General features: G+C 71.9%; 30 protein-coding genes. 18 read left to right on the top strand and 12 right to left on the bottom strand.

Going from position 1 to position 22,460, the window contains the following annotated elements:
• Position 1: 1 nt before the first annotated feature.
• A complete protein-coding gene (locus tag CRP55_RS42075) occupies positions 2–1,438 on the bottom strand; it encodes a nitroreductase family protein (protein ID WP_245923712.1) in 1,437 nt (478 codons plus the stop codon).
• 66 nt (positions 1,439–1,504) lie between these two features.
• Here CRP55_RS42075 and CRP55_RS42070 point away from each other — a divergent pair, with 66 nt between their 5' ends.
• Complete coding sequence (locus CRP55_RS42070) at positions 1,505–1,870, top strand: hypothetical protein (RefSeq protein WP_097327592.1); 366 nt, start codon at positions 1,505–1,507, stop codon at positions 1,868–1,870.
• 73 nt (positions 1,871–1,943) lie between these two features.
• On the opposite strand, the gene CRP55_RS42065 is transcribed toward CRP55_RS42070, so the two are convergent.
• On the bottom strand, positions 1,944–2,423 hold the full coding sequence (locus tag CRP55_RS42065) for a flavin reductase family protein (RefSeq protein WP_097327591.1): 480 nt from the start codon (positions 2,421–2,423) through the stop codon (positions 1,944–1,946).
• 84 nt (positions 2,424–2,507) lie between these two features.
• On the opposite strand from CRP55_RS42065, the gene CRP55_RS42060 reads away from it, so the two are divergent.
• Together CRP55_RS42060 and CRP55_RS42055 are read left to right on the top strand one after the other, a co-directional pair.
• Positions 2,508–3,251, top strand: coding sequence for an SDR family oxidoreductase (locus CRP55_RS42060; protein ID WP_097327649.1), 744 nt, complete (start codon positions 2,508–2,510; stop codon positions 3,249–3,251).
• A 53-nt stretch (positions 3,252–3,304) separates the two neighbouring features.
• Entirely contained in the window at positions 3,305–4,165 is an 861-nt protein-coding gene (locus CRP55_RS42055; protein WP_097327590.1) for a helix-turn-helix domain-containing protein, read from the top strand.
• On the opposite strand, the gene CRP55_RS42050 is transcribed toward CRP55_RS42055, so the two are convergent.
• Positions 4,143–4,973: a LysR family transcriptional regulator gene (locus CRP55_RS42050; RefSeq protein WP_097327589.1), complete on the bottom strand. Its 831-nt coding sequence runs from the start codon at positions 4,971–4,973 to the stop codon at positions 4,143–4,145. The genes CRP55_RS42055 and CRP55_RS42050 overlap by 23 nt on opposite strands.
• Before the next feature lie 81 nt (positions 4,974–5,054).
• On the opposite strand from CRP55_RS42050, the gene CRP55_RS42045 reads away from it, so the two are divergent.
• From CRP55_RS42045 to CRP55_RS42035, 3 genes are read left to right on the top strand one after another with little or no spacing between them, the layout of a single operon-like run.
• Entirely contained in the window at positions 5,055–5,780 is a 726-nt protein-coding gene (locus tag CRP55_RS42045; RefSeq protein ID WP_097327648.1) for an SDR family NAD(P)-dependent oxidoreductase, read from the top strand.
• Positions 5,781–5,803: 23 nt separating this feature from the next.
• Positions 5,804–6,949 (top strand): zinc-binding dehydrogenase, encoded by a 1,146-nt coding sequence (locus CRP55_RS42040; protein ID WP_097327588.1) that lies wholly within the window; start codon positions 5,804–5,806, stop codon positions 6,947–6,949.
• Between the two features lie 10 nt (positions 6,950–6,959).
• Complete coding sequence (locus CRP55_RS42035; protein ID WP_097327587.1) at positions 6,960–7,364, top strand: RpiB/LacA/LacB family sugar-phosphate isomerase; 405 nt, start codon at positions 6,960–6,962, stop codon at positions 7,362–7,364.
• Here the strand turns inward: CRP55_RS42035 and CRP55_RS42030 are convergent.
• Positions 7,351–8,121 (bottom strand): alpha/beta fold hydrolase, encoded by a 771-nt coding sequence (locus CRP55_RS42030; protein WP_245923710.1) that lies wholly within the window; start codon positions 8,119–8,121, stop codon positions 7,351–7,353. The genes CRP55_RS42035 and CRP55_RS42030 overlap by 14 nt on opposite strands.
• A 54-nt stretch (positions 8,122–8,175) precedes the next feature.
• On the opposite strand from CRP55_RS42030, the gene CRP55_RS42025 reads away from it, so the two are divergent.
• The 4 genes from CRP55_RS42025 to CRP55_RS42010 are packed head-to-tail and all read left to right on the top strand — an operon-like array spanning position 8,176 to position 11,415.
• Positions 8,176–9,429 (top strand): acyl-CoA dehydrogenase family protein, encoded by a 1,254-nt coding sequence (locus CRP55_RS42025; protein ID WP_245923709.1) that lies wholly within the window; start codon positions 8,176–8,178, stop codon positions 9,427–9,429.
• Positions 9,423–10,148, top strand: coding sequence for a PIG-L deacetylase family protein (locus CRP55_RS42020; RefSeq protein WP_245923708.1), 726 nt, complete (start codon positions 9,423–9,425; stop codon positions 10,146–10,148). Before CRP55_RS42025 ends, CRP55_RS42020 begins: the two co-directional genes overlap by 7 nt.
• Positions 10,145–10,750 carry a class I SAM-dependent DNA methyltransferase gene (locus CRP55_RS42015; protein ID WP_097327586.1) on the top strand — a complete coding sequence of 202 codons (606 nt, stop codon included), beginning with the start codon at positions 10,145–10,147 and terminating at the stop codon, positions 10,748–10,750. The genes CRP55_RS42020 and CRP55_RS42015 overlap by 4 nt, the downstream gene beginning before the upstream one ends.
• Positions 10,747–11,415 carry a glycosyltransferase family 2 protein gene (locus tag CRP55_RS42010; protein ID WP_218854896.1) on the top strand — a complete coding sequence of 223 codons (669 nt, stop codon included), beginning with the start codon at positions 10,747–10,749 and terminating at the stop codon, positions 11,413–11,415. The genes CRP55_RS42015 and CRP55_RS42010 overlap by 4 nt, the downstream gene beginning before the upstream one ends.
• A 7-nt stretch (positions 11,416–11,422) precedes the next feature.
• Here the strand turns inward: CRP55_RS42010 and CRP55_RS42005 are convergent, their stop codons facing one another.
• Positions 11,423–11,890, bottom strand: a complete 468-nt coding sequence (locus CRP55_RS42005; RefSeq protein ID WP_342751612.1) for an NUDIX domain-containing protein — start codon at positions 11,888–11,890, stop codon at positions 11,423–11,425.
• Positions 11,883–12,755, bottom strand: a complete 873-nt coding sequence (locus CRP55_RS42000; RefSeq protein ID WP_097327585.1) for a hypothetical protein — start codon at positions 12,753–12,755, stop codon at positions 11,883–11,885. The genes CRP55_RS42005 and CRP55_RS42000 overlap by 8 nt, the downstream gene beginning before the upstream one ends.
• 61 nt (positions 12,756–12,816) lie before the next feature.
• On the opposite strand from CRP55_RS42000, the gene CRP55_RS41995 reads away from it, so the two are divergent.
• Positions 12,817–13,248, top strand: a complete 432-nt coding sequence (locus tag CRP55_RS41995; protein ID WP_143235313.1) for a hypothetical protein — start codon at positions 12,817–12,819, stop codon at positions 13,246–13,248.
• On the top strand, positions 13,245–13,685 hold the full coding sequence (locus CRP55_RS53625) for a hypothetical protein (protein WP_179855572.1): 441 nt from the start codon (positions 13,245–13,247) through the stop codon (positions 13,683–13,685). The genes CRP55_RS41995 and CRP55_RS53625 overlap by 4 nt, the downstream gene beginning before the upstream one ends.
• Here CRP55_RS53625 and CRP55_RS41985 read toward each other — a convergent pair.
• Positions 13,678–14,145, bottom strand: a complete 468-nt coding sequence (locus CRP55_RS41985; RefSeq protein ID WP_245923716.1) for a YfbM family protein — start codon at positions 14,143–14,145, stop codon at positions 13,678–13,680. The two genes, CRP55_RS53625 and CRP55_RS41985, sit on opposite strands and share 8 nt — an antisense overlap.
• A gap of 94 nt (positions 14,146–14,239) precedes the next feature.
• On the opposite strand from CRP55_RS41985, the gene CRP55_RS41980 reads away from it, so the two are divergent.
• Together CRP55_RS41980 and CRP55_RS41975 are read left to right on the top strand one after the other, a co-directional pair.
• Positions 14,240–14,593, top strand: coding sequence for a hypothetical protein (locus CRP55_RS41980; protein ID WP_143235311.1), 354 nt, complete (start codon positions 14,240–14,242; stop codon positions 14,591–14,593).
• On the top strand, positions 14,590–15,699 hold the full coding sequence (locus CRP55_RS41975) for an SMP-30/gluconolactonase/LRE family protein (protein WP_245923707.1): 1,110 nt from the start codon (positions 14,590–14,592) through the stop codon (positions 15,697–15,699). Before CRP55_RS41980 ends, CRP55_RS41975 begins: the two co-directional genes overlap by 4 nt.
• Before the next feature lie 501 nt (positions 15,700–16,200).
• On the opposite strand, the gene CRP55_RS53620 is transcribed toward CRP55_RS41975, so the two are convergent.
• Positions 16,201–16,353: a hypothetical protein gene (locus CRP55_RS53620; protein WP_179855571.1), complete on the bottom strand. Its 153-nt coding sequence runs from the start codon at positions 16,351–16,353 to the stop codon at positions 16,201–16,203.
• On the opposite strand from CRP55_RS53620, the gene CRP55_RS41970 reads away from it, so the two are divergent.
• Positions 16,341–17,216, top strand: a complete 876-nt coding sequence (locus tag CRP55_RS41970) for a hypothetical protein (RefSeq protein ID WP_143235309.1) — start codon at positions 16,341–16,343, stop codon at positions 17,214–17,216. The two genes, CRP55_RS53620 and CRP55_RS41970, sit on opposite strands and share 13 nt — an antisense overlap.
• Here CRP55_RS41970 and CRP55_RS41965 read toward each other — a convergent pair.
• Genes CRP55_RS41965 through CRP55_RS41955 form a run of 3 tightly spaced genes read right to left on the bottom strand, consistent with a single transcriptional unit; the run spans position 17,213 to position 19,652 of the window.
• Positions 17,213–17,938, bottom strand: coding sequence for an ABC transporter ATP-binding protein (locus tag CRP55_RS41965; protein WP_097327580.1), 726 nt, complete (start codon positions 17,936–17,938; stop codon positions 17,213–17,215). The genes CRP55_RS41970 and CRP55_RS41965 overlap by 4 nt on opposite strands.
• Positions 17,935–18,666 (bottom strand): ABC transporter permease, encoded by a 732-nt coding sequence (locus tag CRP55_RS41960; protein WP_097327579.1) that lies wholly within the window; start codon positions 18,664–18,666, stop codon positions 17,935–17,937. Before CRP55_RS41960 ends, CRP55_RS41965 begins: the two co-directional genes overlap by 4 nt.
• Positions 18,663–19,652 carry an ABC transporter substrate-binding protein gene (locus CRP55_RS41955; RefSeq protein ID WP_218854886.1) on the bottom strand — a complete coding sequence of 330 codons (990 nt, stop codon included), beginning with the start codon at positions 19,650–19,652 and terminating at the stop codon, positions 18,663–18,665. Before CRP55_RS41955 ends, CRP55_RS41960 begins: the two co-directional genes overlap by 4 nt.
• Positions 19,653–19,731: 79 nt before the next feature.
• Between CRP55_RS41955 and CRP55_RS41950 the strand changes: the two genes are divergently transcribed.
• Entirely contained in the window at positions 19,732–20,637 is a 906-nt protein-coding gene (locus tag CRP55_RS41950; RefSeq protein WP_097327578.1) for a DUF6282 family protein, read from the top strand.
• Between the two features lie 5 nt (positions 20,638–20,642).
• The gene (locus CRP55_RS41945; protein WP_097327577.1) at positions 20,643–21,218 is read left to right on the top strand and encodes a DinB family protein; all 576 of its coding nucleotides are present in this window, start codon (positions 20,643–20,645) and stop codon (positions 21,216–21,218) included.
• On the opposite strand, the gene CRP55_RS41940 is transcribed toward CRP55_RS41945, so the two are convergent.
• A complete protein-coding gene (locus CRP55_RS41940; RefSeq protein WP_097327576.1) occupies positions 21,215–21,982 on the bottom strand; it encodes a phosphotransferase in 768 nt (255 codons plus the stop codon). The genes CRP55_RS41945 and CRP55_RS41940 overlap by 4 nt on opposite strands.
• A 63-nt stretch (positions 21,983–22,045) precedes the next feature.
• Between CRP55_RS41940 and CRP55_RS41935 the strand changes: the two genes are divergently transcribed.
• The gene (locus CRP55_RS41935) at positions 22,046–22,375 is read left to right on the top strand and encodes a hypothetical protein (RefSeq protein ID WP_097327575.1); all 330 of its coding nucleotides are present in this window, start codon (positions 22,046–22,048) and stop codon (positions 22,373–22,375) included.
• The last annotated feature ends 85 nt before the right edge of the window (positions 22,376–22,460 follow it).

Genomic DNA, 22,460 nt, shown 5'->3' with positions numbered 1-22,460 from the left:
CCTATTCGACGAAGCGCGGCATCACGCTGCGCACCTCGACCGGGGCGCCGGGAGCGCCGCCGGGGCGGGACTTGTACTCACCGATGCCGACGCAGGTGAACAGGAGCGTGACGAGGCCGTCGGGCTCGTGCAACAGGGCCGGCACCTCGGAGTCGAGGAAGGTCATGCCGGTGGCGGTCGCGCCGGTGGCGTAGGCGGCCAGATGCAGGCGGCCCTCGACGATGCCGGAGGCCAGCTGGGCCTCGCGGTAGGAGCGGTCGTCCAGGTCGCCGCCGGGCACGGCGGCGATGACCACGTACGCGGCCTCGGCGGCCAGGGACTGGCCGAGGCAGACCCGCTCGAGCTCGCCGCGGAGGTCACCCGTCGTGATGGGCGCGCTCAGGTCGGGCCAGCGGTAGAGGCCGGGCTGGAGACCGTCCACGCCGTGGGCGACCACCCAGTGCGGCACGTCGATGCCCCGGGTGGCCGCGGCCATGGCCCACTCGAGGTCGGCGCGAGGCACCGTCTTCGTGCGGTCCATGCGGCGCTGCGAGCCCCGCTTGCGGATGACCTCGTCCAGCGACTGGCCGGCCGCTGCGGAGGGCACCGGGGCGGCCGTCGGCCAGGCGGCGGCGAGAGTCTCACGATCACCCGCGCGCTGGGCGGCGGTGACCAGGGGGAACTCGACCGGAGGAAGCTCGCCGGGTGCGGCTTTGCCGGTGGGGGTGGCCGCCGGAGTGCCGTCGCCGAACGTCAACAGGGCCACCGGGAACTCGTGGACGCCGTCGGCGGCGACCAGGTCGCCGACCTGAGCGTCGGGGAACTCGGTGCGCAGGCGCGGGGCCAGCCCGGCCGAGGCGGCCGCGGCGTCCAGCTGGGCCAGCAAAGTGCCGGCGTCCCAGTAGATGTGGCGGAAACCGCGCTCGGCGTAGCGCCAGCCCGTGCGCCACGGGACGCCGGTGACGATCAGGGTCGTGGCGTCACCGTCGGCCGGCGGGGCGATCTGGAGCAGGGCGTGGGCCATCGGGTCGTACCAGTGGACGCCGTCGGGAACGCCCATCACCCCGCGCGTGGAGACGTACAGCTCCAGCGGGAAGCGGGCGCCCGCGGAGCCGGCGGCGCGGAAGACGGAACGGCGGCCGTTGCGCTCGGAGGTGCGCACGACACCCGCGCCCAGGAACAGGACGCGGCCGAGCTGGGCCGCGTCGAGCGGCTGCGGCGGCGTGGCGGCGCCGGACAGGACGGCGGTGGCGGGCACGCCGGGGTCGGGCAGGTCTCGGGGGAGAGCCACGGTGGGCAGGCCCGGCCCGTACGTCTTGTAAGGCGGTGGGAGGGTCCCGGGGTCGTTCGGGGTGAGATCGTGACGCACCCGCGGGTCGTCGACGGGTGCGTCCCATTCGCGGTCGGGCTGGTAGGACGTGAGGCGGTGCAGCAGGCCGGCGCCGGAGTCGAAATCCACCCGGACAGCGTGCCATGAGCCCCCGTACTCATGCCCTCCCTTGCCGGGCGGCGGAAGGATGACGGCATGTGGAAGACACCGTTCGCCGTCGCCGTGCTCACCCTCGCCGCCTGGGCGGGCTGGCTCGGCTGGGAGAGCGGCTACGTGACCGACCCGTCGACGGGGGCGGTGAGCGGGCCGTACGCGTGGTGGCAGGTCGCCGGGTGCGTGCTGACTCTCATCGTGATCGCGGCGGTCGCGGGCCGGTCGGCGCCTCCGCTGGTGGTGGCGGCGGTGATGACGGTGGTGTTCACCGCCGCCTGGTCGGCGAAGGCGGCCGGCTCCGACGAGACCGGCCTGTGGCTGGTCGGCGCCATCCTGGTCGCGGCCGGAATGGCCGCCGGCTCGGCGGCGGTCGCCTTCGCCGGGCGCCGGCTGTTCCGCACCCGCTGAGCCCGCGGAACTCGGGGTCCTGGTTGGCCTGGTCAGTGGGCGCTCACGACGGTGCGCGGCTGGGAGAAGCGCATCAGTGACTCTCTCCTTGGGCTTCGACGAACTGGCGGTCGTGGTAGACGAGCCGCCCGCCGGCCGGGCCGAGGAACACCTCGTGCACCGACGCGACGACGACGGTCGAATCCCCGACCGGGAGGCGGTGCAGGGGCGTCGCCCGCAGCGAGGCCAGCGCGTGCCGCAGCGCCGGCTCCCCGGTGGGCAAGAAGGTCCAGCCCTGCTCCTCGGTGAACCGCGGCCCGCCGCTGCTCGCGAAATGCCGCGCCACGTCGGCGCTCGCGGGCCCGAGCAGGTTGACGACGAAGCTCTCGGCCTCGAGCAGGGCCAGGGCCGACCTCGTACCCATGGCCGAGAACGACAGTGCCGGTGGATCGACCGACACGGAGGCCACACTCGAGGCGGTCAGCCCGACCGGCCCGTACGGCCCGATGGCGGAGATGACCGCGACCCCGGTCGGATAGCGCCGGAAGGCCGCCTTGAACTGCTCCGCGATCACAGTGTTCCCTTGGTAGTCCGTGCACACGCCGAGTACAAGCTAAAACTTGAAGCGAGGTTGAAGTCAATGACGTCCTTGGACGGCATGAAAGCCCTGGTCATCGGCGGTGGCGGCGAGGGAATCGGCCGCGCCATCACGCGGGCCTTCGGAGCGGCCGGCGCCTCGGTCGCGGTCGCCGACATCTCCGCCGCCCGCGCCGGGGAAGCGGCCGGCGAGCTCGGGAAGGGCGGCCTCGCGCTCAGCGGCGACGTGCGTTCCCGCGCCGACGTCGACGGCTTCGTGCAGCATACGGTCTCGTCGTTCGGCCGCCTGGACACGCTGGTCACGGTCGTCGGGGGACAGGTGGCGTTCGTGCCCGCGGTGAAACTGCACGAGATGACCGACGAGGACTGGGACCTGGCGTACGAGATGAACCTGCGCTACGTGGCGAGGGCGGCCCGCGCCGCGATCCGCGCGTTCCTGGCGCAGGGCGGCGGCGGATCGATCGTCAGCGTGGGCTCGGTGGCCGGCATCATGGCCGCCCCCGAACAGGCGGCGTACGGCGCGGCCAAGGCCGGCCTGGCCAGCCTGGCGAGGACGGTGGCGGCCGAGTACGCCGCCGACGGCATCCGCATGAACATCGTGGCTTGCGGCGCGATAGCGACCTCGGTGGCCAACACCGGCCAGGCCGCGGACGACGTGCCCGAGATCCCGATGAGGCGCCTGGGCCTCCCGGCCGACGCGGCCGCGGCCGCCGTCTACCTGGCTTCCCCGGCGTCGTCCTACGTCACCGGCCAGACCCTCGCCGTCGACGGTGGAGTGACCGTGCGCGGCCCGTTCCCCGACTGAGGCCGCGCTGGCAGGATGGGTGGCGGGCCGACCCGCCGTATCGAGGAGCTTCGGTGTCTGTCGAAGAGGGACCGACAATCCGCCGCCGCCGTCTGGGCGCGGAGCTGAAGCGCTGCCGCGAAGCCGCCGGGCTGACACAGGAGCAAGTGTCGCGCGAGTTCGAGTGGCATGCCGCCAAGGTGACCCGCATCGAGGCCGCGCGCGTCGCCGTGACACCTCGCGATGTCAAGGACCTCCTCGCGCTCTACGGGGTCGAGGACCGGGAGTACCGCGAATCGCTGATGCAGCTCGCCCGGTCGGGCCGGGAGCGCGCCTGGTGGTGGGAATATCGCGACATCTTGCGGGCCAACCCGTTCATCCAACTCGAGTCGGACGCGTCAACCATGCGCAACTGGGAACCGGTGGCCGTGCCGGGGCTGTTGCAGACCGAGGCGTACATGCGGGCGCTGTTCGCGGTCGGGCTGCAACCGGCCCGCATCGACCGTGCGGTGTCGCTTCGGCTCGCTCGCCAGCGGCGGCTGACCGGGCCGCGCCCGCTCCGCTTGTTCGCGGTGATGGACGAGTCGGTGATCCATCGGCGGATCGGTGACGACCAGGTGATGGCCGGGCAGTTGCGGCACCTGGTCGTCATGTCGCGGCTGCCGACGGTGGACGTCCGCATCTTTCCCTATGACGCCGGGGAGCACGCGCTGCTGGGTATCGCCGTCGCGATCCTGGAGTTCGCGGAAGTCCCGGACCTGGATGTCGTCTATCTCGAGCAGTACCGCGGCACCCACCGGTTCGTGAGGCAGCCGGCCGAGGTGGCGCAGTGCCGGGAGAGCTTCGAGGAACTGGTCGCGCGATGTCTCGACCAGCAGGAGACGGTCGACCTCATCGAGAAGGTGGCGGAGGTCAGAGGCGGGTCGCTGTCCTGATCAGGGTGGCCAAGGGGCGGGAGCGGCTGTGCGGGGGCCAGGCGATCACCGTCGTCACCTGCGGGGCGTCGGTGACCGGGACGACGGTCAGGTCGTACGGGAGCAGGGGGCGGCAGGACTCGGGGAGGACGGCCACCGCGCGGCCCAGGGAGATGAGCTGGAGCAGCTGGGCGTGGTCGCGGACCTCGGGGCCGGGGCCGTCGGCGTAGGCGCCGTTGTGGCCGGGCCAGCGGGGCAGGGGGATGCCGGACAGCTCGGCCATGGTGATCGACGTGCGGGTGCTCAAGGGGTGGCCGCCGGGCAGGATCAGCACCTGGCCCTCGGTGACCAGTTCCTCGGTGTCGAAGCCGGCGGTCGAGTCGAACGGCAGGTGCAGCAGGGCCACGTCGGCGCGGCCGTCGCGCAGGTGGGACTCCTGCTCGGCGACGCCGCAGAGGATCACGTCGACCGGGACGGAGCCGGGCTCGGCCGCGTACGCGTCCAGCAGCTTGGGGAGCAGGTCGCTGGAGGCGCCGGCCTTGGTGACCAGGACCAGGCGCTCGGTGCCGTCGACGGCGCGCTGAGTACGGCGCTCGGCCGCCTCCATGGCGTCCAGGGCGGCCCGGCCCTCCCGCAACAGCACCGTGCCGGCCGGGGTGAGCGCGACGGCCCGGCTGGTTCGCGTGAACAGGGAGACGCCCAGGCGGCGCTCCAGGTGGCCGATCGCACGGGACAGCGGCGGCTGGGCCATGCCCAGGCGGTCGGCGGCGCGGCCGAAGTGCAGTTCCTCGGCGACCGCCACGAAGTAGCGCAGCTCGCGGGTCTCCATGCCGCGAACGATACCCGCACGGTATCGGTGGGTACCGGAACGGTGTTGGTCGCCCGGGCCGGCGGCGACAGGATCGATGGCATGAGCGACAACAAGATTGCCCTGGTCACGGGGGCCAACAAGGGAATCGGGTACGAGATCGCGGCCGGCCTGGCCGCCCGCGGGTTCACCGTCGGTGTGGGCGCCCGCGACGAGCAGCGGCGCGACGCCGCGGTGGAGAAGCTTCGTGCGTCCGGGGCGGACGTGTTCGGCGTACCCCTGAATGTCACCGACGACGCCAGCGTGAGTGCCGCCGCGGCCCTGATCGAGGCCAAGGCCGGCCGTTTGGATGTGCTCGTCAATAACGCCGCCATCACCGGCGGCTGGCAGCAGGCGCCGACCGAGACGGACCTGTCGATCGTGCGGGACGTGATGGAGACGAACGTCCTCGGCGTCATCCGGGTCACCGACGTGATGCTGCCGCTGCTGCGCCGGTCGGCGTCGCCGCGGATCGTCAACATGTCGAGCGGCGTCGGATCGCTGACGCGGCAGAGTGAGCCCGATGGCGAGACCGGGCCGCTCTCCATGGCCTACGCCCCCTCGAAGACGTTCTTGAACGCCGTGACCATCCAGTACGCCAAGGCGCTGCGGGACACGAACATCCTGATCAACATGGCCTGCCCGGGTTTCGTGGCGACCGATCTGAACGGCTTCCGTGGTCACCGCACGCCCGAGCAGGGCGCGGCCACCGCTCTCCGCCTGGCCACGCTGCCCGACGGCGGGCCCAGCGGCGCGTTCTTCGAGGACGCGGGGGTGGTGCCGTGGTGAAGTGATGCCCGACGATGTGAGGCATGAGAGCCGTGGTGCTGCACGAAGGCGAACTCGGCGTGGCCGACGTTCCACAACCGACACCCGGGCCGGGCCAGGTCCGTCTGCGCGTCACCCGGGCCGGCATCTGCGGCTCCGACCTGCACGTGCGGGTCGACCCGGACGTGAGCGCCGACGTCGCGGCCGAGGTCGGCTATCCCGATTTCATGCGGGCCAAGCAGCGGGTCGTCATGGGGCACGAGTTCACCGGCGCGGTCGACGCCTACGGTCCGGGCTGCCGGCGGCGCTGGCGGCCGGGCCAGGCGGTCGTCGCCCTGCCGCTGATCCGGCACGGCGACGACATCCACATGATCGGCCTGTCCACCGAGGCCCCGGGCGCGTACGCGGAGTACATGCTGGTCGCCGAGGACGCCGCCATGCCGGTGCCGGCCGGCCTGCCGCCGGATCTGGCCGCGCTGACCGAGCCGCTGGCCGTGGCCTACCACGCGGTCCGGCGCGGCGAGGTCGCCCGCCGCGACCCCGCGGTGGTCATCGGTTGCGGTCCCATCGGCCTGGCGGTCATCCTCATTCTCAAGGCTTTGGGTGTACGCCACGTGGTGGCGAGCGATTACTCGGCCGGCCGGCGGGAGCTCGCGTGGGCGTGCGGCGCCGACGTGGTGGTCGACCCGGCCGTGGAGTCGCCGTGGGAGATGCTCGGTGACGGGCCGGTCACCTCGGCGCCCGAGCTCTACGGCACCGGCCTGGACGCGCTGCACGCCTTGCGTTCCGTGCCCGGCCTGCCGTGGTGGTCGGCCCTGACCGCCGCCCAGCGCCTCGGCGCCGGCCCGCGCGGCGCGGTGGTCTTCGAGTGCGTGGGCGTGCCCGGCGTCATCGAGGAGATCGTGACCCGGGCGCCGTTCCAGTCCCGCGTGGTCGTGGTCGGCGTGTGCATGCGACCGGACACGTTCCGCCCCACCATGGCCAGCAACAAGGAGATCGACCTGCGGTTCTCGTTCTGCTACGACCCGGCCGAGTTCCGCGCCACGCTGCACCTGGTCGCCCGCCGCAAGCTCGACCCGCGCCCGCTGCTCACCGGCGTGGTCGGCCTCGACGGCGTGGCCGGCGCCTTCGACGAGCTGGGGCGGGCCGGGCGGCACGCGAAGATTCTCGTCGACCCGTGGCTGAAATAGGCTGGCCGTCATGCGGGTGGCCTTCGGCAGCGACGACGAGAACGACACGACCCGGGCGGTGGTCCAGGCCCTGACCGACGACGGCCACGAGGTGCTCCGGCCGTCCTTCGCGACCTGGCCCGAGCTGGGCCGCGCGGTCGGACTCGACGTCGTCGAGGGCCGCGCCGACTACGGCGTGGTGATGTGCTGGACCGGCACGGGCACGGCCATCGCGGCCAACAAGGTGCCCGGCGTGCGGGCCGCCCTGGCCTGGGACCCGTGGATCGCCAAGGGCGCCCGCCTCTGGAACGACGCCAACGTGCTCGCCATGAGCCTCAAGCGCCTCGCGCCGGACGTGGCGGTCGAGGTGCTGCGGGCGTTCCTGGCCGAGCCGGAGCCCGACCCGGACGAGGCGGCGAACATCAAAGCCCTCTGAGCAGGGCCTCGATCCACGCCTCGGGCTGTTCGAGATGGGCGTCGTGCCCGGCGCCCGCGATCACGGCGTGGGCGGTCTCCGGCCGTACGGCAAGCATCTGCTCTGTTTCGGTGGCCGGAACAATGCCCTTTTCGCCGGTCACGAGCAGGGTGGGCGCGATGATCTGCTCCCACTCGGCCCAGCGGGCCACGGCCGTGACCGGGTCGATGGCGGCCTGCATGACGTCGGCGTCGAACCGGGGCCACCAGCCGCCGTCCCGCTCCTCGAGGTCGGCGAGCCAGGCCCCGGTGATGGGCTTGGGCCCGAGGAACGACGCGGCCGCCTCGAGGGTGGGGAACGGCAGCGGCCATGAGGCGAAATACCGGCCCAGCTCGGCCCGTTCACCACCGCCGACGCCGGCTTCGAGCATGACCAGCCGGCCCACCAGATCGGGATGCCAGGCGGCCGTCAGCATCGCGGTGTGCCCGCCCATCGACTGCCCCACGAGGGTGACCGGGCCGTCGGCCACCTCACGGATCAGCGCCACGACATCGGCGACGAAGGCCTCGCGGGACAGGTCGCCGGGGCGGCGGGTGGAGCGGCCGTGGCCGCGCTGGTCGAGCGCGACGGCCCGATGCCCGGCGGCGGCCAGAGCGGTGGCCGTCGGCAGCATCTCCCGGGCGCTTCCCGCCAGCCCGTGCAGCAGAACGGTGACGGGGCCGCCGGCGCTGCCGCGCGTCAGGTAGGAGAGCGAGACGCCGCTGGGGAGGGTGAGCACCGCGGAAGTCTCGCACGTTGGTTGAGTTTCGGTGGCGCGGGTAAATGCGCGCACGTGATCAACCCCCCTCACCTGCCGCTTCCCGGGCACGGTGCCACCGCTGAACGTCTGCGCCTCCTGGCCGATCTCGGCCGCCACGATCTCGTCGAGGCCCGGCTCGGCGAGGGCCACGCCGACGCCGTCGCCATTCGCGTCGAGCTGGGCGACCTGGGCAAACCCGAAACCCCGCCGGGGGAGAGGTGGGGTGTCTGGGCGGCGGCACCTTCGTCCGTACGGGCTGAGCACACCCCCGGCGGCTGGCGCCTGACCGGCGACCGCCCGTGGTGCTCGGGCGCCGCCTGGTGCACGGACGCGCTGGTGACGGCGGTGGCCGACGACGGCATCCGGCTGTTCGCCGTGCGGAACGAGCCCCCGCACGCCCGACCGGTCGACGGGACCTGGCCCGCGATCGGCATGGCCGGCAGCGACAGCCGCACGATCCGCTTCGACGCCGCACCCGCCCGCCCGGTGGGAGAGCCCGGCCAGTACGTGAATCGCCCAGGCTTCTGGCACGGCGGCATCGGCGTGGCCGCCTGCTGGTACGGCGGCGCCCTCGGCGTCGCCGACCGCCTGCTCACCGCCCCCGACCTGCGCCCGCGCGGTCCGGGCGACCTCAGCGCCGCCGACGGCGGCTCCCGTCGTTCGGCCGACCTCAGCGTCGCCGACCGCGGCTCCCGTCGTTCGGCCGACCTCAGCGCGGCCGACGGCGGTCCGCGCGGCCGGACTCGCCTCAGTGCCGCTGATCTCGGCCCGCACGGGCTGGCCCACCTGGGCGCGGTGGACGTGGCGCTGGGCGCGGCTCGCGCGGTTCTGGCCGAGGCGGCGGCTGAGATCGACGCCGACCCCACCCGGAACGTGCACCGGCTGGCGCTGCGGGTGCGCGCGACCGTCGAGGCGGCCGCCACCCAGGTCCTCGACCATGTGGGCCGCGCGCTCGGTGCGGGCCCCCTGAGCCGCGACGAGCAGCACGCTCGCCGCGTCGCCGACCTGACCGTCTACCTGCGTCAGAGCCACGCCGAGAAGGACCTGGAGCAACTCGGCGCCGCCATCCTGGCCTCGCCCGAGGAAGCCACCGACCTGGCTTCGCCCGAGGAAGCCACCGACCTGGCTTCGCCCGGGGAAAGCACCGACCTGGCCCCGCCCGAGGAAGCCGAGGGTCTCGGCCGGCGCGGGGCAGCCACGGACGTCGGCCGGCCTGACCCGGGCGCCCTGCGTTCGGCCTCCCTCCCGCGACTCGGAGTGGCACGTGGGGACGGCGAGCCGTGGTGATCGCGATTGCCGGTGAGGGGACGGCCGAGGCGACCTGGCAAAGCTGGCCGGCGATGACGGCGTGGCCGGTGCTGGGGCTGGAGGCCGGGCCGCGGCCGCCTGTCGTCGTCGCGCCGCATCCGGATGACGAGATACTCGGCGTGGCGGGACTGATGGCGACTCTCGGTGACGTCAGCCTGGTGGCCGTCACCGATGGTGAGGCGTCACATCCCGGGTCGAGCGTCTACACGCCGGAGCGGCTGGCCGGCATCCGCCGCGACGAGACCGCGGAGGCGATGGACCGTCTCGGGCTCGGTGCATCGCCGGTGGTTCGGCTCGGGCAGCCGGACGGCGGCATCGACGAAGCGGCGCTCGCCGACGCGCTGGCCGGGCTGCTCGGCGAGGGCCAGTGGTGTCTTGCGACCTGGCGGGGTGACGGGCACCCCGACCACGAGGCCGTCGGCCGGGCCGCCGCCGAAGCCTGTGCGCGGACCGGCGCTCGCCTTCTCGAATATCCGATCTGGACCTGGCACTGGGCTTCGCCGGGAGATTCCCGCGTGCCGTGGGAACGCGCTCGCCGCGTACCCCTGAGCCCCGAAGTCTTGGCCGCCAAGCAGGCCGCCATCGAAGCCTTTCCCAGCCAGATCCATCCGCTCGGACCGGATCCGGCCGACGCGGCCATTCTGCCGCCGCATGTTCTCGCGCGATTCGCGCGCCCGTTCGAGGTGGTGCTGGCATGACGACCCCCATTGACTACTTCCAGCAGATGTACGCGGCCAGCGCCGACCCGTGGAGCTTCGAGTCCCGGTGGTACGACGCCCGCAAACACGCACTCACGGCAGCTATCGCGCCGGCCCGGCGCTACCGGTCGGCCTTCGAGCCCGGCTGCTCGACCGGGCGGCTCACCGCGCTGCTGGCCCCGCGGTGCGACAAGCTGCTGGCCGTCGACGCGGTCGGCGACGCCGTCGAGACGGCCGCGAAGCGCCTGGCCGGGGTGCCGGGGGTGACCGTCGGGCGCGCCACGATTCCGGCCGAGTGGCCGGACGGGTCGTTCGATCTGGTCGTACTGTCGGAGCTCGGCTACTACTTCGACGACGCCGACCTCGACACGCTGCTCACCCGGGCCGTCGACTCGCTGGAACCGGGCGGCGACCTCGTCGCGGTGCACTGGCGCTGGCCGGTCGAGGAGCACGCGCGCTCCGGCGACGACGTGCACCGGGCCATCGCCGCCCGGCCCGGCCTGACCCGCCTGTCGAGGCTGCAGGAGGCGGACTTCGTGCTGGAGGTCTACTCCCGTACCACCGAAGCCCGGTCCGTCGCCCAGCGTGAGGGACTCGCGTGAACCGGATCGCGGTGATCGTGCCGGCGCACAACGAGGAGTCACTGCTGCCGGGATGCCTGAACGCTCTGGGCTCGTGCCCGTCGCCGGTTCCGGTCGAGATCATCGTGGCGGCCGACTCGTGCACCGACGACACCGCCGCGCTGGCCGCGAAGGCCGGGGCGCACGTGGTCGCCACGAACGCGCGGAACGTCGGTCAGGCGCGGGCGGCCGGGGCCGCGTACGCCATGAGAGCCGGAACCGGCGGTCTGTGGCTGGCCACGACGGACGCCGACAGCCGGGTGCCGGCGCAGTGGCTGCAGTGGCAGCTCGCGCACGCCCGGGCGGGTGCCGACCTGCTGATGGGCACGGTGGCCGTGGATGATTGGCTGCGCTGGCCGGAGGCGCTGCGAGCCGTCTACGAGGCCCGATATCGCCGGGCGGGACAACCGCACGTGCACGGGGCGAATCTCGGGTTCTCCGCGACGGCGTACGTCTCGGTGGGTGGGTTTCCGCCCTTGCCGTACGACGAGGATCGTGCGCTGATCGGCCGGTTCCGCGCGGCCGGCGCGCACGTGGTGGCCGACGGGGGCTGCCCGGTCAGCACGAGCTCGCGGCCGGTCGCCCGCGCCCCACACGGCTTCTCGGCCCATTTGGCGGCCCTGGCCGCCGGCCTGCGAACGACGTAGCCGGCTTTCAGACGACGTAGCCGTTCTCCAGGTAGACCGCTGTTCCGGCCGCGCGAGCGCGGATCGCGGCGACGATCCGCCGGGCCAGCAGGCCGGACAGGCGCTCCTCGGCCTGCCGCTCGGTCGACCACGCCCAGCCGCGCAACTCGTCGGCGGGCACGCGGATCCGGGCGGCCTGCTCGTCGCTGAGCGTGCCGCCGTCGAAGACCAGCATCAGCCCTTCGGTGCGGCCCTCGCGCGGCGGCACCCAGTCGGTGACCAGCAGCCGGCCCGGCTTCAGGGCCAGGCCGAGCTCCTCCTCGAGCTCCCGCGTCACGGCCGCGTGCGGCGACTCGCCGGCCTCGACCGCGCCGCCGGGAATCTCCCAGTACGGCTTGTACGTCGGCTCGACCAGCAGCACCCGCCCGTCGGCGCCGGTGAGCAGCGCGCCGGCCCCCATGCGCTTGCGCGGCAACGTGGCCGTGTAGTCAGCCATTGCGGTGGTGGCGCTTGACGAACGTATAACCGGGCGCCAGCTCGCCGGCTCCTATCTGGGCGTTCTCCACGGCCTGCTCGTGGGCGCTCAGCTGCTTCTCCGACGGGTGGGCGCCGGGTGGAAGGCGGCGCACGAAACCCCGTACCCAATGGTCTCGCCGATCGGCTCCGTCCCCGTCCTCGCCGTCCTCGTCGTAGAACTCCACCGGCTCGACCAGAGGGGCGTAGAAGAGCATGTCGGCCGTCTTCTGGCCGTCGGCCGGCGGATAGGACGGGTAGCCGGAGGAGTCGACGCTGCCCTCGACCCGCGTCAGGAACCCCTCCCGGATCAGCTGGTCGACGGCGTTGCGCAGCAGGAAAGCGGCCTTGGCGCCGCGGCCGAGCCCGCTCAGGGAACTGACACGCTCCTCGGGGAGCACGGCGCTGCCGTCGGAGAAGACGCGGCCCTGACGCCGTACGGCCGCAAGCACTTGACCTCGGTTTGATGTGCCCGGATCGAACTCGCGCGTGACCACCTTCGGGTCGTACTCGTGGAAGTAGTCGACCCCGTCCACGCGCATCGGCTCGTCCAGCGGCGTGGTCCGCACCACCACGGCGTCCTTGCTCTTCTGCCAGGTGACGGTGACGAGCACACCCGGGCGCACGTCGGGCGGCCAGGAGATGCCGGTGAACTCCCACTCGACATCCTGCCGCAGCGCCGACGCGAACTCGGCCCGCACAGCGGTCACGCCGAGCTGCCGATGCTCCATCACCACGGTGACGGTCTCGCGGTCCTCCAGCTCCCGGACACACTCCTCGGGCGCCGCACAGACCCCGCCGTCGATGTCCGCACGCCACAGCGCGAACCGCCGCGTCGCCGTCCTCATCCCCAGCCCTCCCCACACCCCGGCCGCGTCGAAGATACCCGCATCCAGGCACAATGCGCCGATGGACCCGACGACGCGCGTTCTCACTCCGGAAGAATCAGACGCTTGGCGTACGGAGGTGCAGCGCCGCTGGGGCGTCGACGGCGCCGGCGTCTGGCACCCCATGCTCGGAGCCGAGGTCCCGCCGGACGTGCTGGTGCTCAACGAGTCGATGTGGGACGGCCAGGGCGCCGCCGAGGTGCGCCGCATCCTACGGAGCCTGGGCCGCACGCACGTGGTCGAGCTCCGCGAGACCGGCGATGTTGATTGTCTGCTCGAGGTGGACGACGAATTCGCCCCGGCCTACACGGGCGCCGAGGGCATCTGGACCGACGAGCACCACGACTGGATCGCGTACGCCTCCCACGAGTGGACCGTCGCCTTCGGCGGGACGCTGGCCACCCACCTGCGCGCATGGCCGGGCGTCGTCGGCCGCGAGTGGCGGTCCTGGTGAGGGACGAGGACGTCGCCGAGAATCTCATCGACCGCCTGCTCCAGGCGCTGGCGGCGCAAGTTGCCGCGACGCCCGGTCACGTGCTGGCGGCGGGTGCGGTGGAAGCGCTGGAGGATCTCAGCCGGGCCGAGTCCGAAAGGCTCTTCGGGCAGGCCGGGCACCTGGTTCACTACGGCACCGACATGGAGCCGCTGGAGGCTCTGATCGGCGAGATCACAGCCGTGCAGCGCCGGGAGGCTCCCGAAGGCGCGGTGCTCAAGCCGGGCGACGCGGTCCGGCTCGTGGGTGAACTGCCGGACAGCCTGGCCGGGTACGCCGAGACGGTGTTCGTGGTCCGCTACGTCAGCCGGGCTCCGACCATCGTCATCCAGTCCGACCTGGCCGAGGACTACGTGGTCGTCACGGTTCCGGCCACCGCTGTGGAGCTGGTCAGGTGATGGCGATCAGGACGGCCTGGTTCTCGGCGGCGGCCGACTCGTAGAAGGCGCGCAGGATGGTGAAGTTGGGCTCCAGGTAGGAGTCGAAGTCGGTTGCGTCCCAGGCGTCGGGATAGATCTCGGCCTCGGACAAGGCCGCCGGATCCCAGCGGGCACGCAGCGTGCCGGAGGTGATGGGTGCCAGGGCCGCGGCCACGGCCTGGACCTCGGTGGGGCGCAGCAGGCGGGGCGGGCCGGCGCCGTTGTCGTCGCCGACCACGGTGCCGCCCAGCACGGCCGAGCCGGCGCCCTCGGTGATGTCCCAGGTGGTGCCGGTCAACAAGAAGTGGATGCCGTGCCAGGACTTGTCGAGGTCGATCTGGCCGGGTCCGTCGCCGTACAGCAGGGCGTCGATGGCCTCGGGGTTGTCGAGGACGGCGTCGACTTCGTCGCTCGGGAGGCGGCGGCCTACGAATATCATTCCCACGCGGGAGAAGGTACAGGCAGCGGGGGAGTGCGGGGCGATGGCCGCCGGCAAGGAAAGCACGGGAGTGTTCTGGCTGATCACAGGGCTGATGAGCGGGTGGCTCCTGCTCGTCGCGGTCGTGAGTCAGCTCCTGGGGGCGTGGGATGTCGCGCAGCCGGCCTACTACGGTGCGGCGGGAATGTTCGCCACGCGGCTCTTCGACGGCGCCGGGCAGCGCCTGCGGCGGCCGCGGGAGCGGGGGTCGCGCTGGATCCTGGCCGGATGGTGGACCGCGGCGGGGCTGGCCCTGGCCGCGACGCTGCCGGTGATCTATTACGACGGCAGCAAGCCGGCAGGGCTGGCCGTGGTGGTCGGGCTGGTGCTGCTGTTCCTGGCCTTCATGACGCCGGCGCGGCTGGAAGCGCAGCGGGTGCGGGCGAACCGGGCGGCAACGGCTCGATGAGGGCCTGGTTCGGCGCCTGTCTCGGAGCGGTAGCCGTCGCGGTGGTGGGGCTGGGCGGGCCGGCTTACGCGGCGGCGGCGCCGGAGCGGGTGTGCCGGGTCGGGGACAGCCGGCTCAACGAGATCTCGGGCATGGCGGCGACCGGGAACGGCTACGTCATGGTCAATGACGGCGCCGACGATCCGGCCGGGCGGCGCGTCTTCTTTCTGGACGGGCGCTGCAAGGTGACCCGGGCGGTGGCCTATCCGTCGCGGCCGCGGGACACCGAGGACCTCGCGCTGGGGGCGGACGGCACGGTGTGGGTGGGGGACATCGGGGATAATTCGGCCACGAGGGAGACGGTCGCTTTGTGGCGGCTCAAACCGGGTGGGCGTACGCCGGAGCTTCTCCGCCTGAGATATCCGGACGGGGCGCACGACGCGGAAGCGTTGCTGCTCAGCCCGGACGGTACGCCGATCATCGTGACGAAAACGCCGCTGGCGGCGGGGGTCTACGTGCCGGCGGGGCCGCTGAAGAAGACGACGGCGCTGAAAATGGTGGGCAATGTACGGCTGCCGGTGACCACCACGAGCAATCCGTTCTCGCTGGCCGGGCGGCTGGTGATCACCGGAGGCGCGGTGAGCCCGGACGGGACGAGGGCGGTCCTGAGGACGTACGCCGACGCCTTCGAATTCGACGTACGCGACGGAGACGTGGTCGCCGCGATAACCGGGGGCTCGCCGCGCCAGACGGCCCTGCCCGACGAGCCGCAGGGCGAGTCGATCGCCTACACCCGCGACGGTACTGCCCTGCTGACAATCTCCGAGGGCGCCAAACCAGAGATTCTCCGCTATCCACTGATAAATCCGACAAAGGGCGGCGTGGAGTCGTCGACGCCCGCACAGTCGTCGACGCCCGCAGGTTCGTCTCCCGAGGCTTCGACGCCCGCGGGACCTGCCGCGTCTTCGGGCGATGACCCTGCCCCGGCGTCGTCGAAGGCGGCGGGAGCTGCGGTATCAGAGTCGTCCGACCGCGTCCCCCTCGGCATCGTGATCACCGGCGTGGTCCTGGCCGCCGCCGCGACCGGGATCCTGGTCGTCCGGCGCAAAAGCGGCAAAAGTCGCTGACAAGCGACACGTAGGCGCGACATAGCTCTTGGCGGCAGCGCGCGGCGGGCTGGCAAGTCAGGCGGTCGCGGCGGTCGCGGCGGTCGCGGCGCCGAGAGTGCGGCGTTGAGGGCCCGGCGCGGTGAGTGCTGCGCAGAGAGCATGGCGCGGCGGTCGCCGGGTTGAGGGCGCGGTGAGTGTGGCGCAGAGAGCATGGCGCGGTGGTCGCCGGGTTGAGGGCGCGGTGAGTGTGGCGCGGAGAGCATGGCGCGGTGTTCGCGGGGTTGAGGGCGCCCCGCGGTGAGTGTGGCGCGGAGAGCTTGGCGCGGTGGTCGCGGATGTGGGGGCGCGGCGCGGAGAGCGTGGTGTGGTGAGTGCGGAGTAGAGGGCGCGGCGCGGAGAGCGTGGCGTGGTGAGTGCGGAGTAGAAGGCGCGGCGCGGAGAGCGCGGAGCGGCGAGTGCGGAGTAGGGGCGCGGCGCGGTGAGTGTGGCGCGGTGAGTGTGGCGAGTGGGTGGGGTGGGTCAGTCGCCCAGGGCGGCCATGCAACCCGCCGAGAGGAGCAGCAGGATTGTCACTATGACCAGGGCGTGCTGCCACGGGGTCAGGCGGTCCCACAGCCGGGGCCTGGGCTGGCCCGGCCACTCGCGGTCGGAGTGGCGCGGTGTGCGGCGCATCGGGCAAGTCTTCGCGCCTGGGTGATCGGCTGAATCGGCGGTTCGGAGGATGGGGGCTCGTCGAAAGAACCAGTTCGGTGCTGAATCGCGCAGTGCTGCCGATTCTTCGGGACGTGCGTGACCACAAAACCACCCGCCGCGGGTTCCTCGGGCTGCTCGGCGTCAGCGCCGCGGCCACCGCCGGCCTGGCCGAACCGGCGAAGGCGCAAGCGCAAGCGGCCAAGGACCTGAAGGGCTGGACGGCCGCGCTCGGCGACGGGCTCTACGCGGCCAAGGGGCAGGCGCCCGTCACCGCCAGCGACATCGCCGTCGAGCATGTCGGTGGCTATTCGCGGCTGCGGGCCAACGTCAACCGTCGCGGGATCATGGCGCACGTCATCGCGTACAAAAAAGTGACCGGAAGCGGACTGATGAGGGTGACCCACCGCGGGGGTTACGCCTTCCGGCTGCCCGTGCCCGCGGTCAACGGGACCGCGCAGACCGTCGAGGGCGGCCTCTTCGTCTGGGACGGCCACCTGGATCACGGCACCGCGTTCCAGTGGGAGCTCAACCCGTGGCTGACCACTTTCGGCCAGCTGTCGGTGTGGACGGGTGACGCCTGGGTCGCCGCCGGCGTCAAGAAGCCCGACACCGCCTGGCACACCGTCAATTACACGGTGACGCCAGCCAAGAAGACCGTTCAACTCGTGCTGGACGGCAGGAAGCTGCCGGTTCCCTATTCCACGACACCGAAGACCGGCTGGGGTACGGGCGTGGCCGCGCGCCTGCAAGCCGAAGCCATCTCCGTTTTCCCGGGCGCCCATGCCACCACCGCGCCCTCCCATGAAGTACACGTGCGGAATTGGAATTGGACCCGCAACTAATGCAGCAGGGAATGCAACCGCGCCGACGCCGACGCGACCGCTTCCAGATGGGCGTTGTAACCGAACGTCCGCGGCCGGGGGATGTCGATTTTCACGATCTCGCGGATCCGGCCCGGCCGTTCGCTGAGCACGGCCACCCGGTCGGCGAGCAGCACCGCCTCCTGGATCGAATGGGTCACGAACACGATCGTCGTGCCCAGGTCGAGGTGGATGCGCTGCAATTCGACGGCCAGTTCTTCGCGGGTCAGCGCGTCCAGCGCCGAGAACGGCTCGTCCATCAGCAGCACTTTCGGCTTCTGAATGAGCGCGCGGCACAGGGCCACCCTCTGCTGCATGCCACCGGACAGCTCGTGCGGCCGCCTTTTCCGGAATTCCGCCAGCCCCGTCATCTCGAGTAGTTGAGCCGCCTCGGCGGCCGCATTCCACCCGAAGATCTCGGCCGGCAACAGCACATTCGCCTCGACCGACCGCCACGGCAACAATGCGGGTTGCTGGAACACCATGGCCACGTCCCGGCGCGGCGACGTCACCGGTGTGCCGTCGATGGTGATCGTGCCGCGGGTCGGCGGGAGCAGGCCGGCGATCATGTTCAGCAGTGTCGATTTGCCGCAGCCCGAGCGCCCGATCAGCGTGACGAATTCGCCGTCGGAGACGGTGAGGGTGACGTCCGCGAGCGCCTCGAGCGTGCCGAACGAGCGGGCGGCGCCGTCGACGGTGATCATACGGCCGCGCTCCACGGGATCACGACCCGTTCCACGGCCGCCACCAGGTAGAACAGCACCACCCCGGCCAGCGCCAGCAGCACCAGAGCGGCGAACGCCATCGGCGTGTCGGCCGACGCGCCCGATCCCGTGATGACCGAGCCGAGGCCGCGGTCGGGGCTGACCACCTCGCCGATCACCGCCCCGATGATCGCGAGCGGGGTGGCCACCTTGAGCCCCACGAAGATCTGCGGCAGCGCCCACGGCAGCCGCACCTTCACGAAGGTCTGCCACCACGACGAGCGCAGCACCCGGGCGAGTTTTCGCAGCTCGGCCGGGGTGGAGCTGAGCCCCGACATGGTCGCCACCACGATCGGGAAGAAGCTCACCAGCACCACCATCACGATCTTCGGGGTGTTGCCGAAGCCCATCCAGACCAACAGCAGAGGAGCCAGGGCTACTTTGGGTACGGCGTTGACGGCGGCCAGCACGGGCATGGTCATCTGCTCGACGGTGCGCGACGCCGCCAGCGCCACCGCGACGGCGAGCCCGCCGGCCACGGCGATCCCGAACCCGATCAGCACGCGGCCCGCCGTCACCCAGGTCTCGCCGAGCAGGAATCCCGGCGTACTCCAGAAGGTCTCCACGACGTCGCCCGGTGACGGCACGTAGAACGGGTCGATGTCGAAGACGATCGTCGCGCCCCACCACAGCGCGATCGCGATGGCGGCGCCGAGCAGACCTTTCACTTGATGAAGCTCGCGTCGACGACCTTGTCCGCGGTCAGCCCGGCCGGCATGAGCCCGTTCCTGGTCAGTTCGGTGATGCCCGCTTCGACGCGCTTCGGGTCGAACGAGCCGAGTGCGCCGCCGCCGGGCGCCGGCACGTACGGCTTCATGGCTTCGATCTCGCCGATCGCGGCCGCCGTGGTGGCCGTCGGCTCGGCCTTGTGCAGGATGTCGGCCGCCTCCTGAGGATGGTCGATCGTGTACTGAAGGCCCTTCATCGCCGCGCCGACGAAGCGGTCGACCAGGTCACGGTTGCTGCCGATCAGGTCCGCCTTGACGATCACCGCGTTGCCGAACAGGTCGGTCAGATATTGGCTGTACGGCAGCACGACCACCGGCTTCTTCGACGCCGTCTCCAGGGCCTTCTGGCTGAGCAGGAACGTGCTGAGCGCGTCGACCTTGCGCTGGGCCATCAGGCTGTTCAGCGCGGTCGTCTGCGCGCCCTGGATCTTCACGGATTTCGGATCAAGACCGGCGAGCTTGGCGTACGCGGGGAAGAGCAGCTCACTGACGCTGCCGGTGGCCGTGGCGATCGTGCGGCCGGCGAGATCCGTGGGCTTCGTGATCCCGGTGTCGGCGGTGGTCATGATCGAGACGAGGGTCTGCTGGTGCACCGCGGCCACGGCCCGCCAGTCGGTGAACTTGCCGAGCCCGGCCTGGATCTCGGCCCCGGTGAAGTCGAGCGCGCCGAACTGCGCTTGACCGGATTTGATTATCGTGAGGTTCTGGACGTTGCCGGCGCCCTTCTGGATCTCCACGTCGATGCCGGCGTCGGCCAGGTAGCCCTTCTCCTTGGCCACCCAGATGAAGGCGTCGCGGCCGACCGCCCCGAACGCGGTCACGTAGGTGACCTTGTCGTTCGCCTCGCCGCCACTGGAGTCGTCGCCGCATCCGCCGGTAGTGATCACCAAGGCGGCCAGCGCTGTCATCGCGATCCGTCTGATCATGTCGCGCACCCCGCTATAGATCTGGATCTATCGAAGTGAGATCGTAGACGCGATTGTCGACGATATCCATGGGGGTCTTATGCCCGATCCGTCAGCAACGGCCCGAGAGATCGTTCATGGGGCATACGACACGCATGTGCACGTCGCCCCCGACGTCATGGAGCGGCGCATCGACGACCTCACCCTGGCCCGCCGCTGCGCCTCGGTGGGCCTCGCGGGCTTCGTCCTCAAATCGCACTATGTGACAACCGCCGAGCGTGCTTCGGTCGTCCGCGCCGCCGTGCCCGGCGTCGACGCCCTCGGCGCGATCACCCTGAACGGCTCGATGGGCGGCATGAACCCGGCCGCCGTCGAGATCGCCGGCCGCCTCGGCGCGCGGATCGTCTGGATGCCCACCGTCGACTCCCGCAACCAGCGCACCAGCACCGCCGGCGACCTGCCCGGGGCCAAGCCCGCGATGTGGGGCGCGCTGCAGGCCGACCTGCACGCGCGGGGCATCGTCCCCGACATCGTCGAGGTGGTGTCGCCGGACGGCACCGTGCTCGACTCGGTGCGCCAGGTGCTGCGGGTGATCGCCCGGCACGACATGGTCCTGGCCACCGGCCACCTCGCGGCCGGCGAGATCGTCGCGGTCGTGGCGGCGGCGCGGTCCGAGGGCGTACGGCGGATCGTCGTCACCCACCCGGAGTTCACCTCCCAGCGTCTGCCCGTCGCATCGCAGCGGGAACTGGCCGCCATGGGCGCGCTGCTCGAGCGGTGCTTCACCACCCCGTACACCGGAAAGGTCTCCTGGGAAGATCTTTTCGCGAACATCCGGACGGTCGGCGTCGAGCACTCCGTGCTGTCGAGCGACCTCGGCCAGCCCTTCAACCCGCCGGTCGAGGACGGTCTCGCCCTGTTCGCCGACCGTCTGCTCGAGGCCGGCTTCACCCCGGCCGAGGTCCGGACCATGGCCGTCACGAACTCGCGGCGCCTGGCATCCTGACGACCATGGATCCGATGATCGCGACGCTGCACCGCTATCTGCAGCAGGCCCGCGAGGCGCTGCTGTGGAAGATCGACGGCGTTTCCGAGTACGACGCCCGCCGGCCCCTGGTGCCGACCGGCACCAACCTGCTCGGCCTGGTCAAGCACATGGCCGGCGTGGAGGCCGCCTATTTCGGCGAGACCTTCGGCCGCCCGTTTCCCGAGCCGATGCCGTGGATGGACGACGACGCCGAGTGGAACGCCGACATGTGGGCGACCCCGGCCGAGTCCCGCGACGACATCATCGCCCTCTACCGCCGGGTGTGGGCGCACGCCGACGAGACCATCGCCGCCCTGCCGGCCGACGGCGCCGGCACGGTGGCGTGGTGGGGCGACGAGCCGGTGACCCTCCACCAGATCCTGGTCCACGTGACCGCCGAGATCCACCGCCACGCCGGCCACGCCGACATCGTCCGCGAGCTCATCGACGGCGAGGTGGGCGTCCGCGCCAACCTCTCCAACCTCCCGCCGGCCGAGCGCGAGTGGTGGCCCGGCTACCACGACCGCCTGGAGAAAGCGGCACAGACCTTCCGCGACTAGGTCCAGAACTCGTCCGGCAGGGCCTCGGCCTCCGCGGCCGACTGTTCGAGGTTGGCCGCGACCGGCAGGAGCGCGATCGCCGCGGGATCGCCGGCGTCGGCCATCCGGCGCATGACCGAGGCCTGCCGGCGGGCCCGCTCGACGACGACGGCGCCGAAGGCGAGGCGGTCGCCCTCATAGCCGTACGCGTCGAGCAGCAGCCGCAGGCGGCGCGAACGGTCGCCGTCCGGGAAGCCGAGATGAGCGGCCGCGGCCCGCGGGTAGAGCGGCACCCACGACAGCGCGGAGAAGGCCAGATCGAACTCGCGCGTCGACGGCCCCGCCGTGTCCCAGTCGAAGAAGCCCGCCAGCCGGTCGCCGTCCATCACAGCGTTGTACGGCGCCGCGTCCTGATGCCCGACGACCATGCCCGGCCGCATCTCGCCACCCGCGAACCAGCGCGCGCCGTCGGGCGGCTCGAAGCGGGCCGTCACATCATGCAGGCGGCGCAGCCAGCGCCCCACCTGGCTCAGGGTCGCCTCGGTGAACGCCCACGCCGGCCACGGCACCCGCCCGCCGATCACCTCACCGGGCAGATAGCTCACCATCTCGCGCCCCTCGGCGTCGAAGCCGACCGCCCGCGGCGCCCCGTCGAAGCCGGCGCTCTCCAGATGGCGCAGCAGCGCGTGCACGGTCTCCGTCCACGGCGACGCCCGCTTGTGGACGACCTCGCCGATCCGCGCCGCCCCGACAGTGTTGCCACCCGGCAGAACTTCTTCGTCCATTGCTGCTTCATACCGCAACCCGCATCATCACCGACATCGAGTTTCGCGACGTAGCCTGCCGGGATGGTCCCACTGAAGTTGGCCTTCGACGGCGAGCACCCGTTCGTCGCGGTCGTCCTGACCGGTCACCGGTTGTGGGTCTGCGTGCGGCCGGCCGGCGCCGCCGTCACCGCCGGCTGGTCCGGCTGCTGGAGCCGCGACGGCGGCGTGGCCCGGGCTGATCCAACAGGTCCCTACCTGCGCGAACACCTCTTCTTCGACGGCTGGGACTTCTGGGGCAACGGCACACCGGCCCCGCTGGCCGGCTGGGCCCCGGCCGACCTGGTGGCCGGGGCCGAGGAGTGCGCCTCCGGCGCTGACCTGGCGGCACGGCTGACGTCTTGCACCGATTGACGCATCGTGAACTGTTGGCACGGACCTCACACCGGCGCCCCGAGACTGGCCCGACACCGTCCAGCGTGGACCGTGAATGAGGAAG

Source organism: Paractinoplanes atraurantiacus, from assembly GCF_900215205.1.
Classification (GTDB): domain Bacteria; phylum Actinomycetota; class Actinomycetes; order Mycobacteriales; family Micromonosporaceae; genus Actinoplanes; species Actinoplanes atraurantiacus.
This window is presented reverse-complemented; position numbering and strand designations above follow the sequence as displayed.